The organism is Streptomyces sp. NPDC032745 (assembly GCF_055579465.1).
This window is the reverse complement of record NZ_JBVING010000001.1, coordinates 440896-458730: the sequence shown is the minus strand read 5'-3', so window position 1 is coordinate 458730 and position 17835 is coordinate 440896. Positions and strand designations below refer to the sequence as shown.

Annotated in this window: 17 protein-coding genes and 2 tRNA genes; 8 read left to right on the top strand and 11 right to left on the bottom strand. The window is 71.2% G+C overall.

All coding sequences use genetic code 11. The features are described from left to right. Positions 1-161 precede the first annotated feature (161 nt). Together ACZ5WG_RS02030 and ACZ5WG_RS02025 are read right to left on the bottom strand one after the other, a co-directional pair. Complete coding sequence (locus ACZ5WG_RS02030; protein WP_468719933.1) at positions 162-824, bottom strand: alpha/beta hydrolase family protein; 663 nt, start codon at positions 822-824, stop codon at positions 162-164. 18 nt (positions 825-842) lie between these two features. Next, positions 843-1655 (bottom strand): SOS response-associated peptidase, encoded by an 813-nt coding sequence (locus tag ACZ5WG_RS02025; protein ID WP_468719932.1) that lies wholly within the window; start codon positions 1653-1655, stop codon positions 843-845. A gap of 53 nt (positions 1656-1708) precedes the next feature. Here ACZ5WG_RS02025 and ACZ5WG_RS02020 point away from each other — a divergent pair, with 53 nt between their 5' ends. From ACZ5WG_RS02020 to ACZ5WG_RS02005, 4 genes are all read left to right on the top strand, one after another. Beyond that, on the top strand, positions 1709-2422 hold the full coding sequence (locus tag ACZ5WG_RS02020; protein ID WP_468719930.1) for a M50 family metallopeptidase: 714 nt from the start codon (positions 1709-1711) through the stop codon (positions 2420-2422). A 75-nt stretch (positions 2423-2497) separates the two neighbouring features. Next, positions 2498-3835, top strand: a complete 1338-nt coding sequence (aroA, locus tag ACZ5WG_RS02015; protein WP_468719929.1) for a 3-phosphoshikimate 1-carboxyvinyltransferase — start codon at positions 2498-2500, stop codon at positions 3833-3835. Positions 3836-3842: 7 nt separating this feature from the next. After that, the gene (gene rsgA, locus ACZ5WG_RS02010) at positions 3843-4853 is read left to right on the top strand and encodes a ribosome small subunit-dependent GTPase A (RefSeq protein WP_266663953.1); all 1011 of its coding nucleotides are present in this window, start codon (positions 3843-3845) and stop codon (positions 4851-4853) included. Positions 4854-4944: 91 nt separating this feature from the next. After that, the gene (locus ACZ5WG_RS02005; protein ID WP_030153546.1) at positions 4945-5268 is read left to right on the top strand and encodes a DMT family transporter; all 324 of its coding nucleotides are present in this window, start codon (positions 4945-4947) and stop codon (positions 5266-5268) included. Here the strand turns inward: ACZ5WG_RS02005 and ACZ5WG_RS02000 are convergent. Continuing rightward, on the bottom strand, positions 5234-5806 hold the full coding sequence (locus tag ACZ5WG_RS02000) for a TetR/AcrR family transcriptional regulator (protein WP_365952532.1): 573 nt from the start codon (positions 5804-5806) through the stop codon (positions 5234-5236). The genes ACZ5WG_RS02005 and ACZ5WG_RS02000 overlap by 35 nt on opposite strands. A gap of 136 nt (positions 5807-5942) precedes the next feature. Here ACZ5WG_RS02000 and hisN point away from each other — a divergent pair, with 136 nt between their 5' ends. Both hisN and ACZ5WG_RS01990 read left to right on the top strand, forming a co-directional pair. Further along, positions 5943-6749, top strand: a complete 807-nt coding sequence (gene hisN, locus ACZ5WG_RS01995; protein WP_468719927.1) for a histidinol-phosphatase — start codon at positions 5943-5945, stop codon at positions 6747-6749. A 191-nt stretch (positions 6750-6940) separates the two neighbouring features. Next, positions 6941-7336, top strand: a complete 396-nt coding sequence (locus tag ACZ5WG_RS01990) for a CBS domain-containing protein (RefSeq protein WP_053784601.1) — start codon at positions 6941-6943, stop codon at positions 7334-7336. 76 nt (positions 7337-7412) lie between these two features. Here the strand turns inward: ACZ5WG_RS01990 and ACZ5WG_RS01985 are convergent, their stop codons facing one another. After that, a complete protein-coding gene (locus ACZ5WG_RS01985) occupies positions 7413-8882 on the bottom strand; it encodes a catalase (protein WP_468719926.1) in 1470 nt (489 codons plus the stop codon). A 131-nt stretch (positions 8883-9013) separates the two neighbouring features. Here ACZ5WG_RS01985 and ACZ5WG_RS01980 point away from each other — a divergent pair, with 131 nt between their 5' ends. Further along, complete coding sequence (locus tag ACZ5WG_RS01980) at positions 9014-9430, top strand: Fur family transcriptional regulator (RefSeq protein ID WP_468719925.1); 417 nt, start codon at positions 9014-9016, stop codon at positions 9428-9430. Between the two features lie 117 nt (positions 9431-9547). On the opposite strand, the gene ACZ5WG_RS01975 is transcribed toward ACZ5WG_RS01980, so the two are convergent. From ACZ5WG_RS01975 to ACZ5WG_RS01960, 4 genes are all read right to left on the bottom strand, one after another. Next, a tRNA-Met gene (locus ACZ5WG_RS01975) sits at positions 9548-9621 on the bottom strand. 102 nt (positions 9622-9723) lie between these two features. Then, a complete protein-coding gene (locus ACZ5WG_RS01970) occupies positions 9724-11571 on the bottom strand; it encodes a tetratricopeptide repeat protein (protein ID WP_468719924.1) in 1848 nt (615 codons plus the stop codon). A gap of 238 nt (positions 11572-11809) precedes the next feature. Further along, positions 11810-11883, bottom strand: a tRNA-Met gene (locus ACZ5WG_RS01965). Positions 11884-11928: 45 nt separating this feature from the next. Then, the gene (locus ACZ5WG_RS01960; RefSeq protein WP_468720493.1) at positions 11929-14805 is read right to left on the bottom strand and encodes a UPF0182 family membrane protein; all 2877 of its coding nucleotides are present in this window, start codon (positions 14803-14805) and stop codon (positions 11929-11931) included. A gap of 141 nt (positions 14806-14946) precedes the next feature. On the opposite strand from ACZ5WG_RS01960, the gene ACZ5WG_RS01955 reads away from it, so the two are divergent. Continuing rightward, the gene (locus ACZ5WG_RS01955) at positions 14947-15522 is read left to right on the top strand and encodes a PPA1309 family protein (protein ID WP_468719923.1); all 576 of its coding nucleotides are present in this window, start codon (positions 14947-14949) and stop codon (positions 15520-15522) included. A gap of 33 nt (positions 15523-15555) precedes the next feature. On the opposite strand, the gene ACZ5WG_RS01950 is transcribed toward ACZ5WG_RS01955, so the two are convergent. The 3 genes from ACZ5WG_RS01950 to ACZ5WG_RS01940 all read right to left on the bottom strand — a co-directional run bounded on the left by ACZ5WG_RS01950 (position 15556) and on the right by ACZ5WG_RS01940 (position 17570). After that, entirely contained in the window at positions 15556-16647 is a 1092-nt protein-coding gene (locus ACZ5WG_RS01950) for a YlbL family protein (RefSeq protein WP_468719921.1), read from the bottom strand. Between the two features lie 108 nt (positions 16648-16755). Continuing rightward, positions 16756-16953: a hypothetical protein gene (locus ACZ5WG_RS01945; protein ID WP_468719919.1), complete on the bottom strand. Its 198-nt coding sequence runs from the start codon at positions 16951-16953 to the stop codon at positions 16756-16758. A gap of 155 nt (positions 16954-17108) precedes the next feature. Beyond that, positions 17109-17570: a molybdenum cofactor biosynthesis protein MoaE gene (locus tag ACZ5WG_RS01940; RefSeq protein ID WP_266625697.1), complete on the bottom strand. Its 462-nt coding sequence runs from the start codon at positions 17568-17570 to the stop codon at positions 17109-17111. Positions 17571-17835: the final 265 nt, after the last annotated feature.

Sequence of the window (17835 nt, the reverse complement as noted above, 5' to 3'; positions counted from 1 at the left end):
GCCTGCGGACGGTGCTGGCTGATGACCTGGGTCATGCGCTCCCTCTCCTCCGACGATTTCCCGTGCGTTTCCGACATCCGGCACAACAGAAGGGCGGGGCCGTGCATTCCCGGGGTTTGCGGCCTCTGCCGGGCAGGCTCCGAAAGGTGATCGGGATCACGTCAGAGGGGAAGTCCGGCGAGCCATGCGGTGACGGCCCCGGTGATCGCCTCGAGGGTCTCCTCCTGGGTCGGGCCGGCCTTCTTCGGCACCGCGAAGCCGTGATCGGCGTGCGGGACCTCCACCAGTTCGTACGCCGCCTGCGCGGTCGGCGGCGGGAACTCCCCGGGCCGCCCGAAGGGGTCCCGGCCGCCCTGGACGACCAGGGTGGGCCGCCCGGCGCCGGTCAGCTCCTCGGCCCGGGACTTCTCGGGCCGGCCCGGCGGGTGCAGCGGGAACGCCAGCGCCAGCACCCCGGCCGCCCCCAGCTCGGCGGCGGTCCGGCAGGCCACCCGGGCCCCGGCGCTGCGCCCGCCCGCCACGACGGGCAGCCCGGGCCCGGCCAGCGCCGGCCACAGGCCCCGCCAGCCCTCGTCGAGCACCTTGGGCGCGGCGGCCACCTTCTTCCCGGCGACCCGCCACGGCTGCTCGACCAGCGCCACGGTGATCCCCTGCGCGGGCAGGGCGGCGGCCAGGGCCTGGAGGTCGCGGGCCTCGATGCCGCCGCCGGCGCCGTGGCTGACGGCCAGCACGAGGCGGGCCGTGCGGGCGGGGGCGGGATGCCAGGTGATGCGGGCCTCGCCCGCCGGGGTGTCGACGCTCTCGGTACGCGTACGCGTGGTCATGGCCCCATCCTGCACGGGTCAGAACAGCGTGCACTCCTCCGGCGCGGCCAGCTCGTCGAGCAGCTCCGGCCCGTTGTTGCGCACGTTGCTGACCGCCGTGGACACCGGGTACGCGCGCATCAGCCCGCCCGGCGGCGCGAGCAGGGCCCGGAGTTCGTCGGTGTCGGTGCGGGCCGGGTCCAGCCAGGCGTCCCAGCGGTCCGGGGTCAGCATCAGCGGCATCCGGGGGTGGATCTCGGCGAGCGAGGCAGGGCCCTCGGCGGGGGCCACGGCCAGCGGCCCGGTCTCGGCCTCGGCGGTGATCACCGAGCAGGTCGCCCACCAGGCCTGCGGGTGGTCGCCGGGGAGGGCCGGGTCGCGCCAGAACTCGTATATCCCGGCCATGGCGAAGACGGAGCCGTCGGCGGGGAGCACGAAGTAGGGCTGCTTGCGGGCCCGCTTCTTCTTGCCCTCGACCTCGAGCTGCCGCTCGTCGTGGGCGGTGACCCACTCGTAGTAGCCGTCGGCGGGGACGATGCAGCGGCGCTGTGCGAAGGGCCGGCGGAAGGACGGCTTCTCGGCCAGCGTCTCGGACCGGGCGTTGATCATCCGGGCGGCGCCGTCGGGGTTCTTGGCCCAGGAGGGGACGAGCCCCCACTTCAGGGTGCGCAGCTGACGAACCGGACGCGGATCCGGAGCGTCCTTCACAGGACGGTCGAGGACGACGTGGACGTCCTTCGTCGGCGCCACGTTCCAGTCGGGCGCCAGGGTCTCCTCCGGCTCCCACCGCTCGATGCCGAAGGCCTCCACCAGGTCCTCGGGCCTACGACTCGCTGCATACCTTCCGCACATGGCTGCCACACTGCCATCTCACCCGCCCACCACCGCAAGGAGTCCGCCACTCTATGGACAGCACCACGACCGCCGGCCTGTGGGACCGGCTGACCGGCATACAGACCCCGCCGCCCCTGTGGCTGGTGATCGTGACGGGCGTGGTCGCGCTGGCCGCCGTGGGGCCGCGCCCGCTGTGGCGGCTGTCCCGCAACGCCGTGACCATCGCCCACGAGGGGGGCCACGGGCTGGTGGCCCGGCTGACCGGACGGAAGCTCGACGGGATCCGGCTGCACTCCGACACCAGCGGCGTCACCGTCAGCGTCGGCAAGGCGACCGGGCCCGGGATGATCCTGACCGCCGCCGCCGGGTACCCGGCGCCCGCGCTGCTCGGGCTGGGCGGGGCCGCACTGCTGTCGGCCCACCGCATCACGCTGCTGCTGTGGGCGGCCACCGCGCTTCTCCTCGCGATGCTGGTGATGATCCGGAACGCGTACGGGGCCCTGATGGTGGTGCTGGCCGGCGCCGCGTTCGTCCTGGTCTCCTGGCTCGCCACGGCCGAGGTCCAGGCGGCCTTCGCGTACCTGGTGGTGTGGTTCCTGCTGATGGGCGCCGTACGGCCGGTCTTCGAGCTGGGGGCCCAGCGCCGGCACGGCGGGGCGCCGGATTCCGATGCGGACCAGCTGGGGCGGCTCACCCACGTCCACCCGGTGGCCTGGCTGCTCCTCTTCCACGCCGTCGCGCTGTGCTCTCTCATCGGCGGCGGGCGCTGGCTTCTCAACCTCTGAGACGGACCCCGCCCGGCCCCGCTGCGGCGGCGCGATCAAGATCTGCGCCCGGCAGGAGCCACTAAAGTGGGGGCCATGACCGAGACCCCCGCGCTCCACGCCCTCTGGCCCGCTCCGCTCGCCGACGGCACCGTCCACGCCACCGTCACCGTGCCCGGGTCCAAGTCGGTCACCAACCGCGCCCTCGTCCTCGCCGCGCTCGCCGCCGAGCCGGGCTGGGTGCGCCGCCCGCTGCGCTCGCGCGACTCCCGGCTGATGGCGGACGCGCTGCGCGCGCTGGGCGTCGGCATCGAGGAGACCGCGTCCTCCAGCTCCGGTGACGGCTCCGGCGGCGAGGCCTGGCGGATCATCCCGGCCGCCCTGCACGGCCCGGCCACGGTCGACGTCGGCAATGCGGGCACGGTCATGCGCTTCCTGCCGCCCGTCGCCACCCTGGCCGCCGGCGACATCCGCTTCGACGGCGACCCGCGTTCCTACGAACGCCCGCTCGGCCAGGTCATCAGCGCGCTGCGGACCCTCGGCGCCCGGATCGACGACGACGGCCGGGGCGCGCTGCCCCTGACGGTCCAGGGCGGCGGGGCCCTGGAGGGCGGCGTCGTGGAGATCGACGCCTCCAACTCCTCGCAGTTCGTCTCGGCGCTGCTGCTCTCCGGCCCGCGCTTCAACCAGGGCGTCGAGGTCCGGCACGTGGGCACCGCCCTGCCGTCGATGCCGCACATCCGGATGACGGTGGAGATGCTGCGCGCGGCGGGCGCCCAGGTCGACACCCCCGAGGCGGGCGGCGAGCCGAACGTGTGGCGGGTCGCGCCGAGCGCGCTGCTGGGCCGCGACATGGTCGTGGAGCCGGACCTGTCGAACGCGCAGCCGTTCCTGGCGGCTGCCCTGATCACCGGCGGCACGGTCACGATCCCGGACTGGCCGCGCCGCACCACCCAGCCCGGCGACGAGCTGCGCAGGATCTTCACCGAGATGGGCGGCTCCTGCGAGCTGACCGACGCGGGCCTGGTCTTCACCGGCAGCGGCAAGATCCACGGCATCGACGTGGACCTGAGCGAGGTCGGCGAACTGACCCCGGGCATCGCGGCCGTGGCGGCACTGGCCGACTCCCCGTCCACCCTGCGCGGGGTGGCGCACCTGCGGCTGCACGAGACGGACCGGCTGGCGGCACTGACCGCGGAGATCAACGGGCTCGGCGGCGAGGTCACCGAGACCGCCGACGGCCTGCACATCCGCCCGCGCCCGCTGCACGGCGGCGTCTTCCACACGTACGACGACCACCGGATGGCCACCGCGGGTGCGGTGATCGGCCTGGCGGTGGAGGGCGTGCAGATCGAGAACGTGGCGACGACCGCGAAGACCCTGCCGGACTTCCCCAGGATGTGGGCCGGCATGCTCTCGGGAGCGGGAGCGTAGGGCCGTCATGCGCAGGTACGGCAAGCACACCGACGAGGACGACATCCGCCAGCGGCCCAACCCCAAGGGCAACCGGCCCCGGACCACCATCCGGCCCAAGCACGAGGACGCGGCCGAGGGCTTCGTCCTGACCGTCGACCGCGGCCGGCTGACCTGCCTGGTCGACGGCCGCACCATCCACGCGATGAAGGCCCGCGAGCTGGGCCGCAAGGCGGCGGTGGTCGGCGACCGGGTCTGGATCGTGGGCGACCTGACCGGCAAAAAGGACACCCTGGCGCGGATCGTGCGGATCGAGGAGCGCAAGTCCGTCCTGCGGCGCACCGCGGACGACGACGACCCGTACGAGCGGGTGGTCGTCGCCAACGCGGACCAGCTGGCGATCGTCACGGCGCTGGCCGACCCGGAGCCGCGGCCCCGGATGATCGACCGCTGTCTGGTGGCCGCGTACGACGCCGGGCTGGAGCCGCTGCTGGTGCTCACGAAGTCGGACCTGACCTCCCCGGACAAGATCCTGGAGATCTACTCCACGTTCGGCCTGAACTACGTGGTCACCAACCGCGAGGAGCTGGCGAGCGGCGACGCCGCCGACCGGGTGCGCGAGCGCCTGAACGGCCGGATCACCGCCTTCGTCGGCCACTCGGGCGTCGGCAAGACCACCCTGGTGAACTCGCTGGTCGCCGAGGGCCGCCAGCGCGCCACCGGGCACGTCAACGCGGTGACCGGCCGCGGCCGGCACACCACCACCTCGGCGCTGGCACTTCCGCTGCCGGGCGGCGACGGCTGGGTCATCGACACCCCGGGCGTGCGCTCGTTCGGCCTGCACCACGTGGACCCGTCCCGGGTGATCCTGGCCTTCCCGGAACTGGTTCCCGGTACGGAGGGCTGCCCGCGGGCCTGCAGCCACGACGAGCAGGACTGTGCGCTCGACAAGTGGGTGGAGGACGGCCACGCGGACCCGGCGCGCCTGTACTCGCTGCGTCGGCTGCTCCAGACCCGCGAGCGCCGCGAAGGAGACTGATCGTCCGGCGGGGTTTGCCGGGCACCACGGCTGGTAAATGCATAATCGCACCACGTGACATGACGTCACCTGACGCGGGGAGGCATGCGCCATGGCGTGGCTGCTGGTGGTCGTCGCCGGAATCCTGGAGACCGGTTTCGCGGTCTGCCTCAAGCTGTCCCACGGGTTCACCCGGCTGTGGCCGACCATCGCCTTCGCCGCGTTCGCGCTCGGCAGCTTCGGGCTGCTGACCCTGGCCCTGAAGAAACTGGACGTGGGCCCGGCCTACGCGGTGTGGACGGGCATCGGGGCCGCCGGGACGGCCATCTACGGCATGGTCTTCCTCGGCGACCTGGTCTCGACCCTCAAACTCGTCTCGATCTCGCTGGTCATCCTGGGCGTCATCGGCCTCCAGCTGTCCGGTTCGGCTCACTGAGCAGGCGCAGCAGCCGCATCAGCTCACCGAGGCCCGGCTCCTCGCCCGGGGCTATCACGTAGGACAGCGCGAGGCGCACGGCGAGCTCGCACCGCTGCGCCCCCTCCCCCGGGGTGAGCGCCACCGAGGCCCGGTCACGGACGGCCCGGGCCAGCTCCCCGGGCCCCGGGGCCGGTACGCCCGGCCGCACTCCCTGCCCGGGCGGCATCGGTAAGTTCCCGTCCCAGCACCCCGTCAGCAGCGCCCGTACGAGGGGACGCGCACGGGCCGCCCGTACGGTCCACTCCGCGACCGAGGCGAGGCGCTCGGCGGCCCCGGCCGGGGAGCGCAGGACCCGGTCCACCCCTTCGAGGTACCAGTCGGCCTCGCGGCGCACCAGGGCCCGGCCCAGGCCCGCCTTGCCGCCGAACTCGTTGTAGAGGGTCTGCCGGGACACCCCGGCGGTGGCCGCCACGTCGACCATCCGCACGGACGGCCATGGGCGCGCCAAGAGCGCCGCTCCCGCCGCTTCCAGCAAGGACTCCCGGGCTGCCGGCATCCGCGCCTCCCCGCTCGACTCCCCCGCTCGGCTTTCCCGCCAGAGTTGACGGACCGACAGATCCTGTCAAGGGCGCCTGCCGGTCGCACCGTGGACGCCGTTCGCCGGGTCCGGGGAGTCCCGATACTGTTCGGCCATGCCCGAGTATGACGATGACCTCCGCCTTGCCCTTGAGCTCGCCGATGCGGCGGACGCCGCCACGATGCAGCGTTTCCGCGCCCTCGACCTGAAGGTCGAGACGAAGCCGGACATGACCCCGGTGAGCGAGGCGGACAAGGCCGCCGAGGAGATCATCCGGGCCGGGATCGCGGCCGCGCGGCCCGCCGACGCCATCCTGGGCGAGGAGTACGGCCTCAAGGGCAGCGGTCCGCGGCGCTGGGTCGTGGACCCGATCGACGGCACGAAGAACTACGTGCGGGGCGTCCCCGTCTGGGCCACGCTGATCTCGCTGATGGCGGAGGGTGCCGACGGGGTCTTCCGGCCGGTGGTCGGCGTGGTCTCGGCGCCGGCGCTGGGCCGCCGCTGGTGGGCGGCGCAGGGCGGGGGCGCGTACGCCGGCGGTGCGCTGGGCGCTGCGCCCGTTCCGCTCGGGGTCTCGAAGGTGGGCACGCTGGGCGACGCCTCCTTCGCGTACTCCTCGCTGAGCGGCTGGGAGGAGCAGGGCCGGCTCGCCGGGTTCCTGGACCTGACCCGGCAGTGCTGGCGGACCCGCGGCTACGGCGACTTCTGGCCGTACATGATGGTCGCGGAAGGCTCGCTGGACCTGTGCGCCGAGCCGGAGCTGAACCTGTGGGACATGGCGGCCATCGCGGTCGTGGTCCAGGAGGCGGGCGGCCGGTTCACCGGCCTGGACGGCGCGGAGGGCGTGCACGGCGGGAACGCGGCGGCCTCGAACGGGCTGTTGCACGAGGAGATGCTGGGATATCTGCGCCCGCGCGCCTGAGCCGTTCGGGCCCTGCGCCCGGACAACCTGGTGCGCCCTCTTGATGACCCTCCGTGTCCATGGGAATCTGAGGATCCATCCGCTTGTGCGCTTGTGAAGGCCTTCTCTAAGTTCCGTGCCCTTTCGGTGCGGACCTTCACCGGGTGCACCCACCCAAGCGGAGGGACTCTCCCCAGGAGGTGGCTCTCTTCATGCTCGTCCGTGACGCCATGAGCACCGTGATCCTCACCCTCGGACCCGCCCACACCCTCCGGCAGGCGGCCTGCCTGATGTCCGGCCGACGGGTCGGCGCAGCCGTCGTCCTCGATCCCGACCACAGCGGAATCGGCATCCTGACCGAACGCGACATCCTCAACTCCATCGGCGCCGGACACGATCCCGACCGGGAGTCCGTGGGCGCGCACACCACCAACAACGTGGTGTTCTGCACCCCTCAGGCCACCGTCCAGGAGGCCGCCGAGGCGATGGTCCACGGCGGCTTCCGCCATCTGATCGTGCTGGAGCACGGCGGGCCGGTCGGCATCGTGTCCGTACGCGATGTCATCCGCTGCTGGGTGCCGGCGCGGAGGAGCACCGTACCGGCGTAGCACCGTACGCAGCGGCGCAAGCCGGAGGGCCGGACCCCGTCGGGGTCCGGCCCTTCAGCTCTCGGCGAGCGGGGAATCAGCCGCGGAGGGCCTGGACCGCAGCCTCCAGTCGCTTGCCGAAGTCACCGTCCGCCTGACGGAAGTTGTTGATCGCGCGCTCGGCGAGGTCGTCACGGGAGACCTTGGCGATGAAGCCGGACAGGTTCTCGATCAGACGGGACTTCTCGTCCTCGGACATGAGGCGGTAGAGGTTGCCCGCCTGGACGAAGTCGCTGTCCTCGGAGTGCACCGGGGCGGCGTGGTTGCCCGTGCCGCCGGTGACCGCGGTGGACTGCCACAGCGGACGGTCCGTCTGGAAGGGGCCGCCGAAGCTGTTCGGCTCGTAGTTCTTCGCGCCCTTGTGGCGGCCGTCGTACAGGAAGCCGTCACGGGAGTTGGTGCGCGCCTCGGTGGCGTGCGGGCGGTTCACCGGCAGGTGGTCGGCGTTGATGCCGACGCGGTAGCGGTGGGCGTCGCCGTACGCGAAGAGGCGGCCCTGGAGCATCTTGTCCGGGGACGGGCCTATGCCGGGGACGAAGTGCGCCGGACTGAATATGCTCTGCTCGACCTCGGCGAAGACGTTCTCCGGGTTCCGGTTGAGCTCCAGCTTGCCGATCTCGATCGGCGGGTAGTCCTCGTGCGGCCACACCTTGGTGAGGTCGAACGGGTTGAAGCGGTACTCGGCCGCGTCCGCCGCCGGCATGATCTGCACCTGCACGGTCCAGGTCGGGAACTCGCCGCGCTCGATGGACTCGCGCAGGTCGCGCTGGTGCGAGTCGGGGTCCTCGCCGGCGAGCCGGTTGGCCTCGGCCTGGGTGAGGTTCTTGATGCCCTGGTCGGTCTTGAAGTGGTACTTGACCCAGAAGACCTCGCCGGCCTCGTTGTTCCACTGGAACGTGTGCGAGCCGTAGCCGTTCATGTGGCGGTAGGACGCCGGTATGCCGCGGTCACCGAACAGCCAGGTCACCTGGTGGGTGGACTCGGGCGACAGACCCCAGAAGTCCCAGACGTTGTCCGCCTCCTGCGAGCCGGTGTACGGGTCGCGCTTCTGGGTGTGGATGAAGTCGGGGAACTTGATGGCGTCCTTGATGAAGAACACCGGGGTGTTGTTGCCGACGAGGTCGTAGTTGCCCTCTTCGGTGTAGAACTTCAGCGCCCAGCCGCGGGGGTCGCGCACCGCGTCGGCCGCACCGAGGTTGCCCGCGACGGTGGAGAAGCGCAGGAAGGTCTCGGTCTGCTTGCCGACCTCGGACAGGAACCTCGCCCGGGTCCACTGCGAGACGTCACGGGTGAGGGTGAAGGTGCCGTACGCGCCGGCGCCGCGGGCGTGCACCACGCGCTCCGGGATGCGCTCGCGGTTGAAGTGCGCCAGCTTCTCGAGGAGCAGCTGGTCCTGGACCAGAACGGGACCTCCGACGCCGGCCGTCTCGCTGTTCTGGTTGTCGGCGACCGGAGCCCCGGCCTCCGTGGTGAGCGGTCCCTGCGTCACGTGCGCCTCCTGCGTCATTCCTTGCGTGTCCCGTCCTTGGCCTTTGCCGTACTCGATCCTACGATGGACTTTGTCTAAGTCAAGTAAGGATCCAACTCCACACAGGTTCGGGAGTTACACCGAATCCCCTCGCTGTTAGGCTGGTGCCCATGAGTGACCTGCTGGAACGACTTCGCGGACGCGGATGGCGCATGACCGCACAGCGGCGTGTCGTGGCCGAGGTGCTCGACGGTGACCACGTTCACCTGACGGCCGACGAGGTGCACGCCCGGGCGGTGGACAGGCTGCCGGAGATCTCGCGCGCCACCGTCTACAACACGCTGGGCGAGCTCGTGTCCCTCGGCGAGGTCCTGGAGGTCTCCACGGACCGCCGGGCCAAGCGGTACGACCCGAACGCCCACCAGCCCCACCAGCACCTGGTCTGCGCCCAGTGCGGCGCGATCCGCGACGTGCACCCGTCGGGCAACCCGCTGGCCGACCTCCCGGACGCGGAGCGCTTCGGCTTCGTGGTGTCGGCGGTCGAGGTGACGTACCGGGGCCTGTGCCCGTCCTGCGCGGGGGCGTGACGAACGAGGGACGGCGAGGAACGAACACGGGCCCGGGAGCGCTGCTCCCGGGCCCGTGTTTTTGTCGTGAAACGACTGAAGGCCCGGATCCATGGGATCCGGGCCTTCAGCCTTCAGTAGCGGGGACAGGATTTGAACCTGCGACCTCTGGGTTATGAGCCCAGCGAGCTACCGAGCTGCTCCACCCCGCGTCGGTAAACACGACTTTACGCGACGCCCCCCGACAGATGCAAATCGCTTAACTTTCCAGCCCCGCCGGCAGGTGGGGCGCGGGGTCCGGGGTCGGTCCGGGGTCAGGCGGAGAGCTCCTCCGCGAGCGCCTCGCGGAGCCTGGCCGCCCGCTCGGAGACCTCCGCCGGCCCCAGCTCCATGGCCCGGACGCACCACTTCTGGCCCTCCGCCAGGTCCCCGTGCCGCGCAGCGAGGAGCCCCAGCCGCAGCGCCGCCCGGCCGTGGCCGGCGACCGCGGCCCGGGTCCACCACAGCGCCGCCTCCGGCTCGTTCCCCTCGCGGGCGAGCAGCAGTCCGAGGTTGAACGCCCCGTTCCGGGAGCCGGCCTCGGCCGCCTCCCGGTACCACCGCGCCGCGACCGCCAGATCGCCCCGCGCGGCGGCCAGCATCCCGACCCGGACCTGCGCGCGCCGGTGCCCCAGCTCCGCGGCGCGCTCGTACCACTCCTCGCTCTCGGTGCGCTCGGCCCCGCCGACCGGCTCGCCCAGCGCCACCGGCTCCGGCGGCGGAGCCAGCGATTCCAGCAGCGCGGCCAGCCGGAACGCCGCCTCGGCGCTGCCGCCGCCCGCGGCGCAGCGCAGGTGCCGCTCGGCTGCCCGGTCCTCGCCGTCGCGGACGAGCGCGATGCCGACCTGGAGCGCCGCGTCCGTGTGTCCTGCCGACGCGGCCCGCTCGTACCACTTCAGCGCCGTCCGGTCCTCGTCCCGGCTCGCGAACAGGATCCCGAGGTTGAACGCGGCGTCGACGCTGCCCGCCTCGGCCGCCTTCGAGAACCACGGCTCGGCCCCCGCCGCGTCGCCGACCTGCAGCAGCATGATCGCCAGGGCGTTGGCGGCCTCCCGGTGGCCGGCGTAGGCGGCCCGCCGGTACCACTGCTCGGCCTGCGCGGTCCGCTCCTGTGCGGCGCACAGCAAAGCAAGGTTGTACGCCCCGTTCTGGTCTCCCGCGTCCATGGCGGTCCGGTACCACTTCTCCGCGGTCTGGGTCTCCCCCCGCGCGGCGTGCAGCGCGCCCAGCGCATTGGCGGCGTTCCCGTCGCCGTCCTGCGCGGCCCGGTTCCACCACGCGACGGCGCTCTCCTCGTCGCCGGCGTCGCGCAGCAGGAATCCGAGCGCGCACGCGGCCCGTGCCTCGCCCTGCTTGGCGGAGGTCAGGTACCAGCGCCCGGCCTCCTTGAGCTCCCCGCGCGCCTCCAGCAGGGCGCCCAGGTGCAGTGCGGCCCGCCGGTGCCCGCGCGCGGCGGCCTGCCGGTACCACTGCTCGGCTTCGGCGGGGTCGCCCTTGCGCAGGTGCCGGGCCAGCCGGTACGCGGCCTCGCGGTGCCCCTGCTCGGCGGCCTGGCGCAGCCAGCGCTCGACGCCCTTGTCGCCACGGTGCTCCAGCAGGTCGGCGAGCCCGTACGCACCCAGGGCATGGCCGGATTCGGCCGCCTGGCGCAGCCAGTACTCGGCGGCGGGCTCGTCCCCGCGCTCGCGGAAGTGGCGGCCCAGTGCGTGTGCGGCCGGCGCGGATCCGGCGACGGCGGCGACCCGCCACCAGCCGGCGGCCTCCTCGGGGTACCCGCGCTGGAGCAGCAGCACGCCGAGGTTGTTCGCGGCGGCGCGGTCCCCCTCCGCGGTGGCGCCGCGCAGGTACGGCTCGGCGCCGGCCAGGTCGCCGCGGCGCAGCAGCAGCGCCCCGAGCACGCTCATCGCGCCCGGGTCCCCCCGGTCGGCCGCGACCCGGTGCCGTGCTTCCAGCTCGGTGTCGCTCGCCGGGTCGGTCTCGGCGAACATTTCCTCCGCGAAATCCGCATCGGTCAGTGCGGTCTGCGCGTTAACGACCGGAGTCTCCTCGTTGGCCTCTGCGCCCGATTCGACTTCCGCCCTCACAAACCGCCCTGTCTCCAGCAGAGTTGACCTGTCCCCCATAAATCCCATCGTCGCATCACCTGCTACCCGCGTACACCTGGTATGTCGCAGCCTGTGAGGTCACTACAGCGTTTTGTCGACATGCCCACAGAGAGATAAGTCAAACACGCTCCCACCCCAACTCACCCGTCCCAGCTACCTCATGACCCCCGCGTGTCCTCCTGGACATGACGAAGGACGTGCCGAACCTGGACATGACGAAGGCCCGGATCCCATGGATCCGGGCCTTCATCTTCAGTAGCGGGGACAGGATTTGAACCTGCGACCTCTGGGTTATGAGCCCAGCGAGCTACCGAGCTGCTCCACCCCGCGTCGGTGAAACCACAGTATCACGACGCGGGACTGAGCCATTACCGGTTACCCCCCGGGCGGTGGGGTCGCCGGCTTCGCCTCCGCGTCGATCGCCCGCTGCAGAGCCGCCTTGATGTCGTCCTGCGCCTTGCCGAAGGCCGCCCAGTCGCCGGCCTGACGGGCCTTCTCGGCTGCCTCGATCGCCTTCCTCGCATCCTCGAGGGCCGTCTTGACCGTCGGGTTCTGGGAGGCCGGGGGCGTGGTGGTGCCCTCGCCCGGCGGGGTCACCGGAGTCGTCGGCACCGTCGGCGCCTCCGCCCCGAAGACCACGTTCAGCGCCTTCTCCAGGCTGTCCTCGAACGCCGTCTGGTTCCCGTACGTCACCAGCACCTTGCGCAGCAGCGGGTACTTCAGATTCGAACTGCGCACGTACACCGGCTCCACGTACAGCATCCCGCCGTCCAGCGGCACCGCGAGCAGGTTGCCGTACTCGACCTCGGAGTCGCCGCCGCGCAGCAGCCGGATCGACTCGGCGATCTTCGGTTCTGACTGGAACTTGCTCTGCACCTGCTTGGGGCCGTCGACCGGCTTGCTGGTCGGCAGCTTCAGGATTCTGATCTTGCCGTAGTCCGGGGTGCCCGGATCGGCGTTGACCGCCATGAAGGCGCTCAGGTTGTCCCGCTCGTTCGGCGTGAACGTCGTCGTGAGCGAGAAGACCTGGTCCTTCTCCTTCTGGTCCGGCATCTTCATCGACAGGTAGTACGGCGGGACCGCCGTGCCGGCCTTGGTCGTCGGGTCGTCCGGGACGGCCCATGCCTCACTGCCGCTGAGGAAGGTCTGCGGGTCCGTGACGTGGTACCGGGTGAGCAGCTCGCGCTGGACCTTGAAGAGGTCCTGCGGGTAGCGCAGGTGGTCCATGAGCGGCTTGGAGATGTCGCTCTTGGGCTTGACCGTCCCCGGGAACGCCTTCATCCAGGTCTTCAGGACCGGGTCCTCGGTGTCCCACTGGTACAGGCTGACCGTGCCGTCGTACGCGTCGACGGTGGCCTTGACCGAGTTGCGGATGTAGTTGACCTGGTTCTCCTGTGCCACCACCGCGCGCTGGCTGTTGGTGAGCGAGTCCGCGGTGCTCTGGCCCAGCGTGGTGCGCGAGGCGTACGGGTAGCCGTTCGTCGTCGTGTACGCGTCGACGATCCACTTGATCCGGCCGTCGACGACCGCCGGGTACGGGGCGCCGTCGATGGTCAGCCACGGGGCGACGGCCTCGACGCGCTCCTTGGGCGTGCGGTGGTAGAGGATCCGCGAGCCGTCGCCGATGGCGCCGGAGTACAGGATCTGGGGCTCGCTGAACGCGAGCGCGTACGCCGCCCGGTTGACCGGGTTGTCGAGGTTGACGCCGGAGTCGCCCTTGTAGCTCGTCTCCTTCTCGCCCTTGTCGTCCGAGTAGTCGAGCTCCTTCTGCGGTCCGCCGACGATCGAGTACTGCTTCGTCTGCTCGCCGTAGTAGATGCGCTGCTCGAAGTCCGTGCCGAACATCCCCTTGGAGGGCAGGTCGGACTGCGTGAAGTCGGGAGCGCCGTCCTTCACGGTGGTGCCCTTGGCCGCGACCACACCGTAGCCGTGCGTGTACTTGAAGTGGTCGTTGATCCAGTTGTTCTTCGGGATGCCGCCGATGTTCAGCTCGCGCAGCCCGATGACCGTGTCCTGGCCGCTGTACCGGTCCACGGCGAGCGTGGACGGGAAGGCGTAGTAGCCCTTGACCTGCTGGAGCTGCTGGAAGGCCGGGGAGACGATGTTCGGGTCGAGGAGCCGGACGCTGGCGGTGGTGTTGGCCGCCTGCCGCAGCTTGGTCTTGTCCTCGGTCTGCGGGACGCCCGGGTAGTCCTTCACGTCGGACTGGTCGATCCCGTACGCATCACGCGTCGCCTTGATGTTCTTCTCGACGTACGGCGATTCCTTGGCCTGCTCGTTCGGCTGGACCTGGAACTTCTGCACGATCGCCGGGTAGAGCCCGCCGATCAGGATCGCCGAGAGCACCATCAGGCCGAAGCCGATGACGGGCAGCTGCCAGGTGCGGCGCCACAGCGTCGCGAAGAAGAGCACGGCGCAGATGGCGGCGATGGCGACGAGGATCGTCTTCGCCGGCAGGTACGCGTTCGCGTCGACGTAGCGCAGGCCGGTCCAGTTGTCCGCGGCCTTGAAGTCGCTGGACTTCACGGCGAGGCCGTACCGGTCGAGCCAGTACGCGACCGCCTTCAGCGTCACGAAGAGGCCGAGCAGCACCGACAGGTGCCCGGTCGCCGCGGCGGTGGCCCGGGCGCCCGGGCTGGTCACGCGCAGTCCGCCGTACAGGTAGTGGACGACGACCGCGGCGATCACCGACAGTACGACCGCGGCGAAGCCGAAGCCGAGCAGGAAGCGGTACCAGGGCAGGTCGAAGGTGTAGAACGACACGTCCAGGTGGAACTGGGGGTCCTTCTGCCCGAAGGGCACCCCGTTCACGTACATCAGCCAGGTCTTCCACTGGCCCGCCGCCGAGGCTCCCGCGATCATGCCGACGAGCGCCGCGATCCCGAGGAGCAGCCACGTCTTGTACGGGGCGACGCTCATCCTGTAGCGGTCGAGGCTCTGCTGCTCCATCGACATCGCGGACAGCGGCGGCCGCAGCCGGTACGCCAGCCAGATGTTCAGCCCGACGGCACCCGCCATCAGCAGGCCGAAGACGGCGAAGAGGCCGATCTTGGTCCACAGGGTGGTGGTGAAGACGGTGGAGTACTTCACGGAGCGGAACCAGAGCCAGTCCGTCCAGAAGCCCGCGAACATGATGAACGCCATGCCGAGGACGGCCAGTACGCCCAAGGTCATCAGAAGAGTTCGGGCACGCCGGGAGGGGCGGCCGACTCTCATCCGTGGCCCGGAGGGGCCTCCGCCGCGGTCCGGCATCTGGAAAGCCAAGGTGCGCACCTCGAAAGTCGCTGAGTCTCGTTACTGACATTTCTCAAGCTGGGCCCCGATGGTAGGCCCCACTCATGCAACTTACTGAGGCTTTAGTCAGTTCCCGGTATCGGGCGGAAAGGAGGCAGGATGTTGTCCATGTCCAACCTTTCGCCTTCCCCGGGCGGCACGCCGATGGCCGCCACCCCCCTGACGCGTGCCGTCCTCGAGATCGACGAGTACGCCTCCACCCTCGGCTGGGACAAGCCCGCCCGGCTCTTCGCGCTCGTCGACACCTCCAGGCTCCGCAAGTCGGAGCCCCGGCTCGCGGGCCAGCTCGGCCTCGACCAGGACGACGCCGGCAAGAGCCAGCTCACCCCGATCGAGCAGGACGAGGTGCCGAAGGGCACGCCGCTGGACAAGTTCCTGGGAACCATCGCCTGGCCCCCGTCGATCGTCGGCTGCGCGCTGACGGTGGAGCGGCTGATGCTGCCGCCGTCCGCGGAGGCCTCCGTACCGGAGGGGCTGGGCGACAAGCAGCTGGCCAAGTGGGTCGCCGCGCACCCGGACCGGCAGGAGGTGCGCCTCACCGTGGGCGTGCTGCGCGACGGGTCGCGGGAGTCGGCCGTACGCCTGCGCGAAAAGGACTCGTCGACCGAGGTGCTGACCGGCGCGAGCCTGGTCCCGGGCCTGGCCGACGCGCTGGCCGCGACGTTCCTGGACTGAGCGGGGCCGGCCGGCCCGATTCCGGCGGACCGGTCAGGGCTTGCCGCACTGCGGCAGCCCGGCCGTGTCCCCCTTGCTGATCTTCTCCAGTGCCTTCGTGGCGTCGTCGATGGTGGAGACCTTCACGAGGGTCAGGCCGTCGGGGATGTGCTGGGCGGCGGAGGAGCAGTTCTCGGCGGGCGTCAGGAAGTACTCGGCGCCGGCCTGGCGGGCGCCGATCGTCTTCATCTGGATGCCGCCGATGGGGCCGACCTTGCCCGCGTCGTCGATGGTGCCGGTGCCCGCGACGAACTTGCCGCCGGTGAGATCGCCCGGGGTGAGCTTGTCGACGATGCCGAGGGCGAACATCAGGCCCGCGCTCGGGCCGCCGACGTCGGCGAGCTTGATGTCGATCGTGAACGGGAAGGTGTGGTCGGTGCCCGCCCGGATGCCGACGATGGCGTGCCCGTCGCCCTCCGCCTTGGCGGTGGTGATCACGACCTTGGTCGACCCGGTGGGCTCGCGGTGCGCCTTCTCGGCCTCGGCCGCCTCGGCCACGGGAACGATGGTGAATTCGACCGGCTCGCCGGCCTTGCGCTTGGTGACGAGCTTGGCCACGTCCTCGGGGGCGCCCACCGGGCTGCCGTCGACGGCCCGGATCACGTCACCGGCGTGCAGCTTTCCCTCGGCGGGGCTGCCCTTGACGACGGTGGAGACCACGACGCGGGTGGTGACCCCCGGCGTGCCCAGCTGCTTGAGGGCCGCCACCTTGGCGCTCTCCTGCGACTGGCTGAACTCCTCCGCGTTCTCCTGGGTGGACTGCTCCTCCGTCTTCCCGTCCGGGTAGAGGTTCTCGTGCGGGACGACGATGTTGTCGTCGGACAGCCAGCCGTAGACCGCTTCGAGCAGATTCATGTCGTAGTCGGCGCCCGTGACGCGGACCGTCGTCATGTTGAGGTGCCCGCTGGTCGGGTACGTCTTGTGGTCCGCGATGCTGATGACGGGCTCGCCGCGCGAGTCCCCGAGCGTGTTCACCGTCGGGCCCGGGCTCATTTCCGAGTACGGGACCTTGATGAACACCCCTGCGCAGAGCAGCGCGAACAGCATGAGGGTGGAGGCGAGCATCGTCGCAGTGCGGCGTGGCATGGATCGACAGTACGGGACGGCCCTGACGGGCGGCCGCCGGGGCCGGTCCCTACGGGGGCCGTACACGGAACTCTCAGCGGATTCTCAGGGGGCCTCGCCCGGGACGCGTCATACCGCGTCGGAACCGGAATGGGCCGCTGCCTTCGCCCTGGCCTGATCGGTCCTGTCCATCGCTTCGCGGAACCTCGCGTAGCCGGCGAGTTCGGATATGTCGCCTTGAGTGCGGTCGCGCGCCGCCCAGCTGCCCCATATCGCCGCTCCGATCGCGGCGAACAGCGGAATCAGCAACCACGCCAATGACGCCATGGACGTGCCTCCCTGCCCCGAAAGTACGTGTCGTTGGTGGCTTCAACGCTCGTGCCCGGGAGGGGGTTACGCAAATCGAGGGCGTGTTGCGCGGCCGAACGGGTGGGACAGTACCGGTTCGCGAAAACCTCCCAGCGGCCGGGTCCCCCATCTGATCAGCAGGCGCCGACCCACTCCTCCGTACCGTCGGAGAACGTCTGGTGCTTCCAGATCGGCACCTCGTGCTTCAGGTCGTCGATCAGCATCCGGCAGGCCTCGAAGGCCTCGCCGCGGTGCGGGCAGGACACGGCCACGATCACCGCGAGATCGCCGACGGACAGGTCGCCGACGCGGTGGACGGCGGCCAGGGCGCGGACCGGGTACTTGGCCACGACGCGCTCGGCGACGCGGCGCATCTCGGCCTCGGCCGTCGGGTGGCAGGAGTAGCCGAGCGCGTCGACGTCCGCCCCGCTGTCGTGGTTGCGCACCGTGCCGACGAAGAGCGTCGTGCCGCCCGTCGCGTCGTCGCCGACGGCCGTGAAGACCTCGTCGATCGAGAGCGGGGTCTCACGGATCTCGAGCAGCCGGATCGGGTCCGAAGCGGCCTGCTCGCCGGGGTGGTCGAAGTGCGGTGCCATGCAGCCATCGTGCACCACCGCTCTCACATCCCGGAATAGCCAATTCGACCGGCTGTACGGCCTGCAGGTATGGAGCCTCCTACAGGACCCGCGCTCGTCCCGCGAACCGCAACGGCCCCGAGGCACCCAGCGCCCACCGCCGGGGAACCCGGGCCCCGGCGAGGGGCCGCCGGGGCCGGAGCGCAGCCCGGGGCGGAGGCCAGGCCGGAGCCGGAGGCCAGGCCGGGGCCGGAGGCCAGGCCGGGGCCGGAGGCCAGGCCGGGGC

Bases quoted from the DNA above. Each gene is read 5' to 3' on its own strand.
- ACZ5WG_RS02030 (WP_468719933.1), bottom strand. From the start codon at position 824: ATGACCACGCGTACGCGTACCGAGAGCGTCGACACCCCGGCGGGCGAG.
- ACZ5WG_RS02025 (WP_468719932.1), bottom strand. From the start codon at position 1,655: ATGTGCGGAAGGTATGCAGCGAGTCGTAGGCCCGAGGACCTGGTGGAG.
- ACZ5WG_RS02020 (WP_468719930.1), top strand. From the start codon at position 1,709: ATGGACAGCACCACGACCGCCGGCCTGTGGGACCGGCTGACCGGCATA.
- aroA (WP_468719929.1), top strand. From the start codon at position 2,498: ATGACCGAGACCCCCGCGCTCCACGCCCTCTGGCCCGCTCCGCTCGCC.
- rsgA (WP_266663953.1), top strand. From the start codon at position 3,843: ATGCGCAGGTACGGCAAGCACACCGACGAGGACGACATCCGCCAGCGG.
- ACZ5WG_RS02005 (WP_030153546.1), top strand. From the start codon at position 4,945: ATGGCGTGGCTGCTGGTGGTCGTCGCCGGAATCCTGGAGACCGGTTTC.
- ACZ5WG_RS02000 (WP_365952532.1), bottom strand. From the start codon at position 5,806: ATGCCGGCAGCCCGGGAGTCCTTGCTGGAAGCGGCGGGAGCGGCGCTC.
- hisN (WP_468719927.1), top strand. From the start codon at position 5,943: ATGCCCGAGTATGACGATGACCTCCGCCTTGCCCTTGAGCTCGCCGAT.
- ACZ5WG_RS01990 (WP_053784601.1), top strand. From the start codon at position 6,941: ATGCTCGTCCGTGACGCCATGAGCACCGTGATCCTCACCCTCGGACCC.
- ACZ5WG_RS01985 (WP_468719926.1), bottom strand. From the start codon at position 8,882: ATGACGCAGGAGGCGCACGTGACGCAGGGACCGCTCACCACGGAGGCC.
- ACZ5WG_RS01980 (WP_468719925.1), top strand. From the start codon at position 9,014: ATGAGTGACCTGCTGGAACGACTTCGCGGACGCGGATGGCGCATGACC.
- ACZ5WG_RS01970 (WP_468719924.1), bottom strand. From the start codon at position 11,571: ATGGGGGACAGGTCAACTCTGCTGGAGACAGGGCGGTTTGTGAGGGCG.
- ACZ5WG_RS01960 (WP_468720493.1), bottom strand. From the start codon at position 14,805: ATGCCGGACCGCGGCGGAGGCCCCTCCGGGCCACGGATGAGAGTCGGC.
- ACZ5WG_RS01955 (WP_468719923.1), top strand. From the start codon at position 14,947: ATGTTGTCCATGTCCAACCTTTCGCCTTCCCCGGGCGGCACGCCGATG.
- ACZ5WG_RS01950 (WP_468719921.1), bottom strand. From the start codon at position 16,647: ATGCCACGCCGCACTGCGACGATGCTCGCCTCCACCCTCATGCTGTTC.
- ACZ5WG_RS01945 (WP_468719919.1), bottom strand. From the start codon at position 16,953: ATGGCGTCATTGGCGTGGTTGCTGATTCCGCTGTTCGCCGCGATCGGA.
- ACZ5WG_RS01940 (WP_266625697.1), bottom strand. From the start codon at position 17,570: ATGGCACCGCACTTCGACCACCCCGGCGAGCAGGCCGCTTCGGACCCG.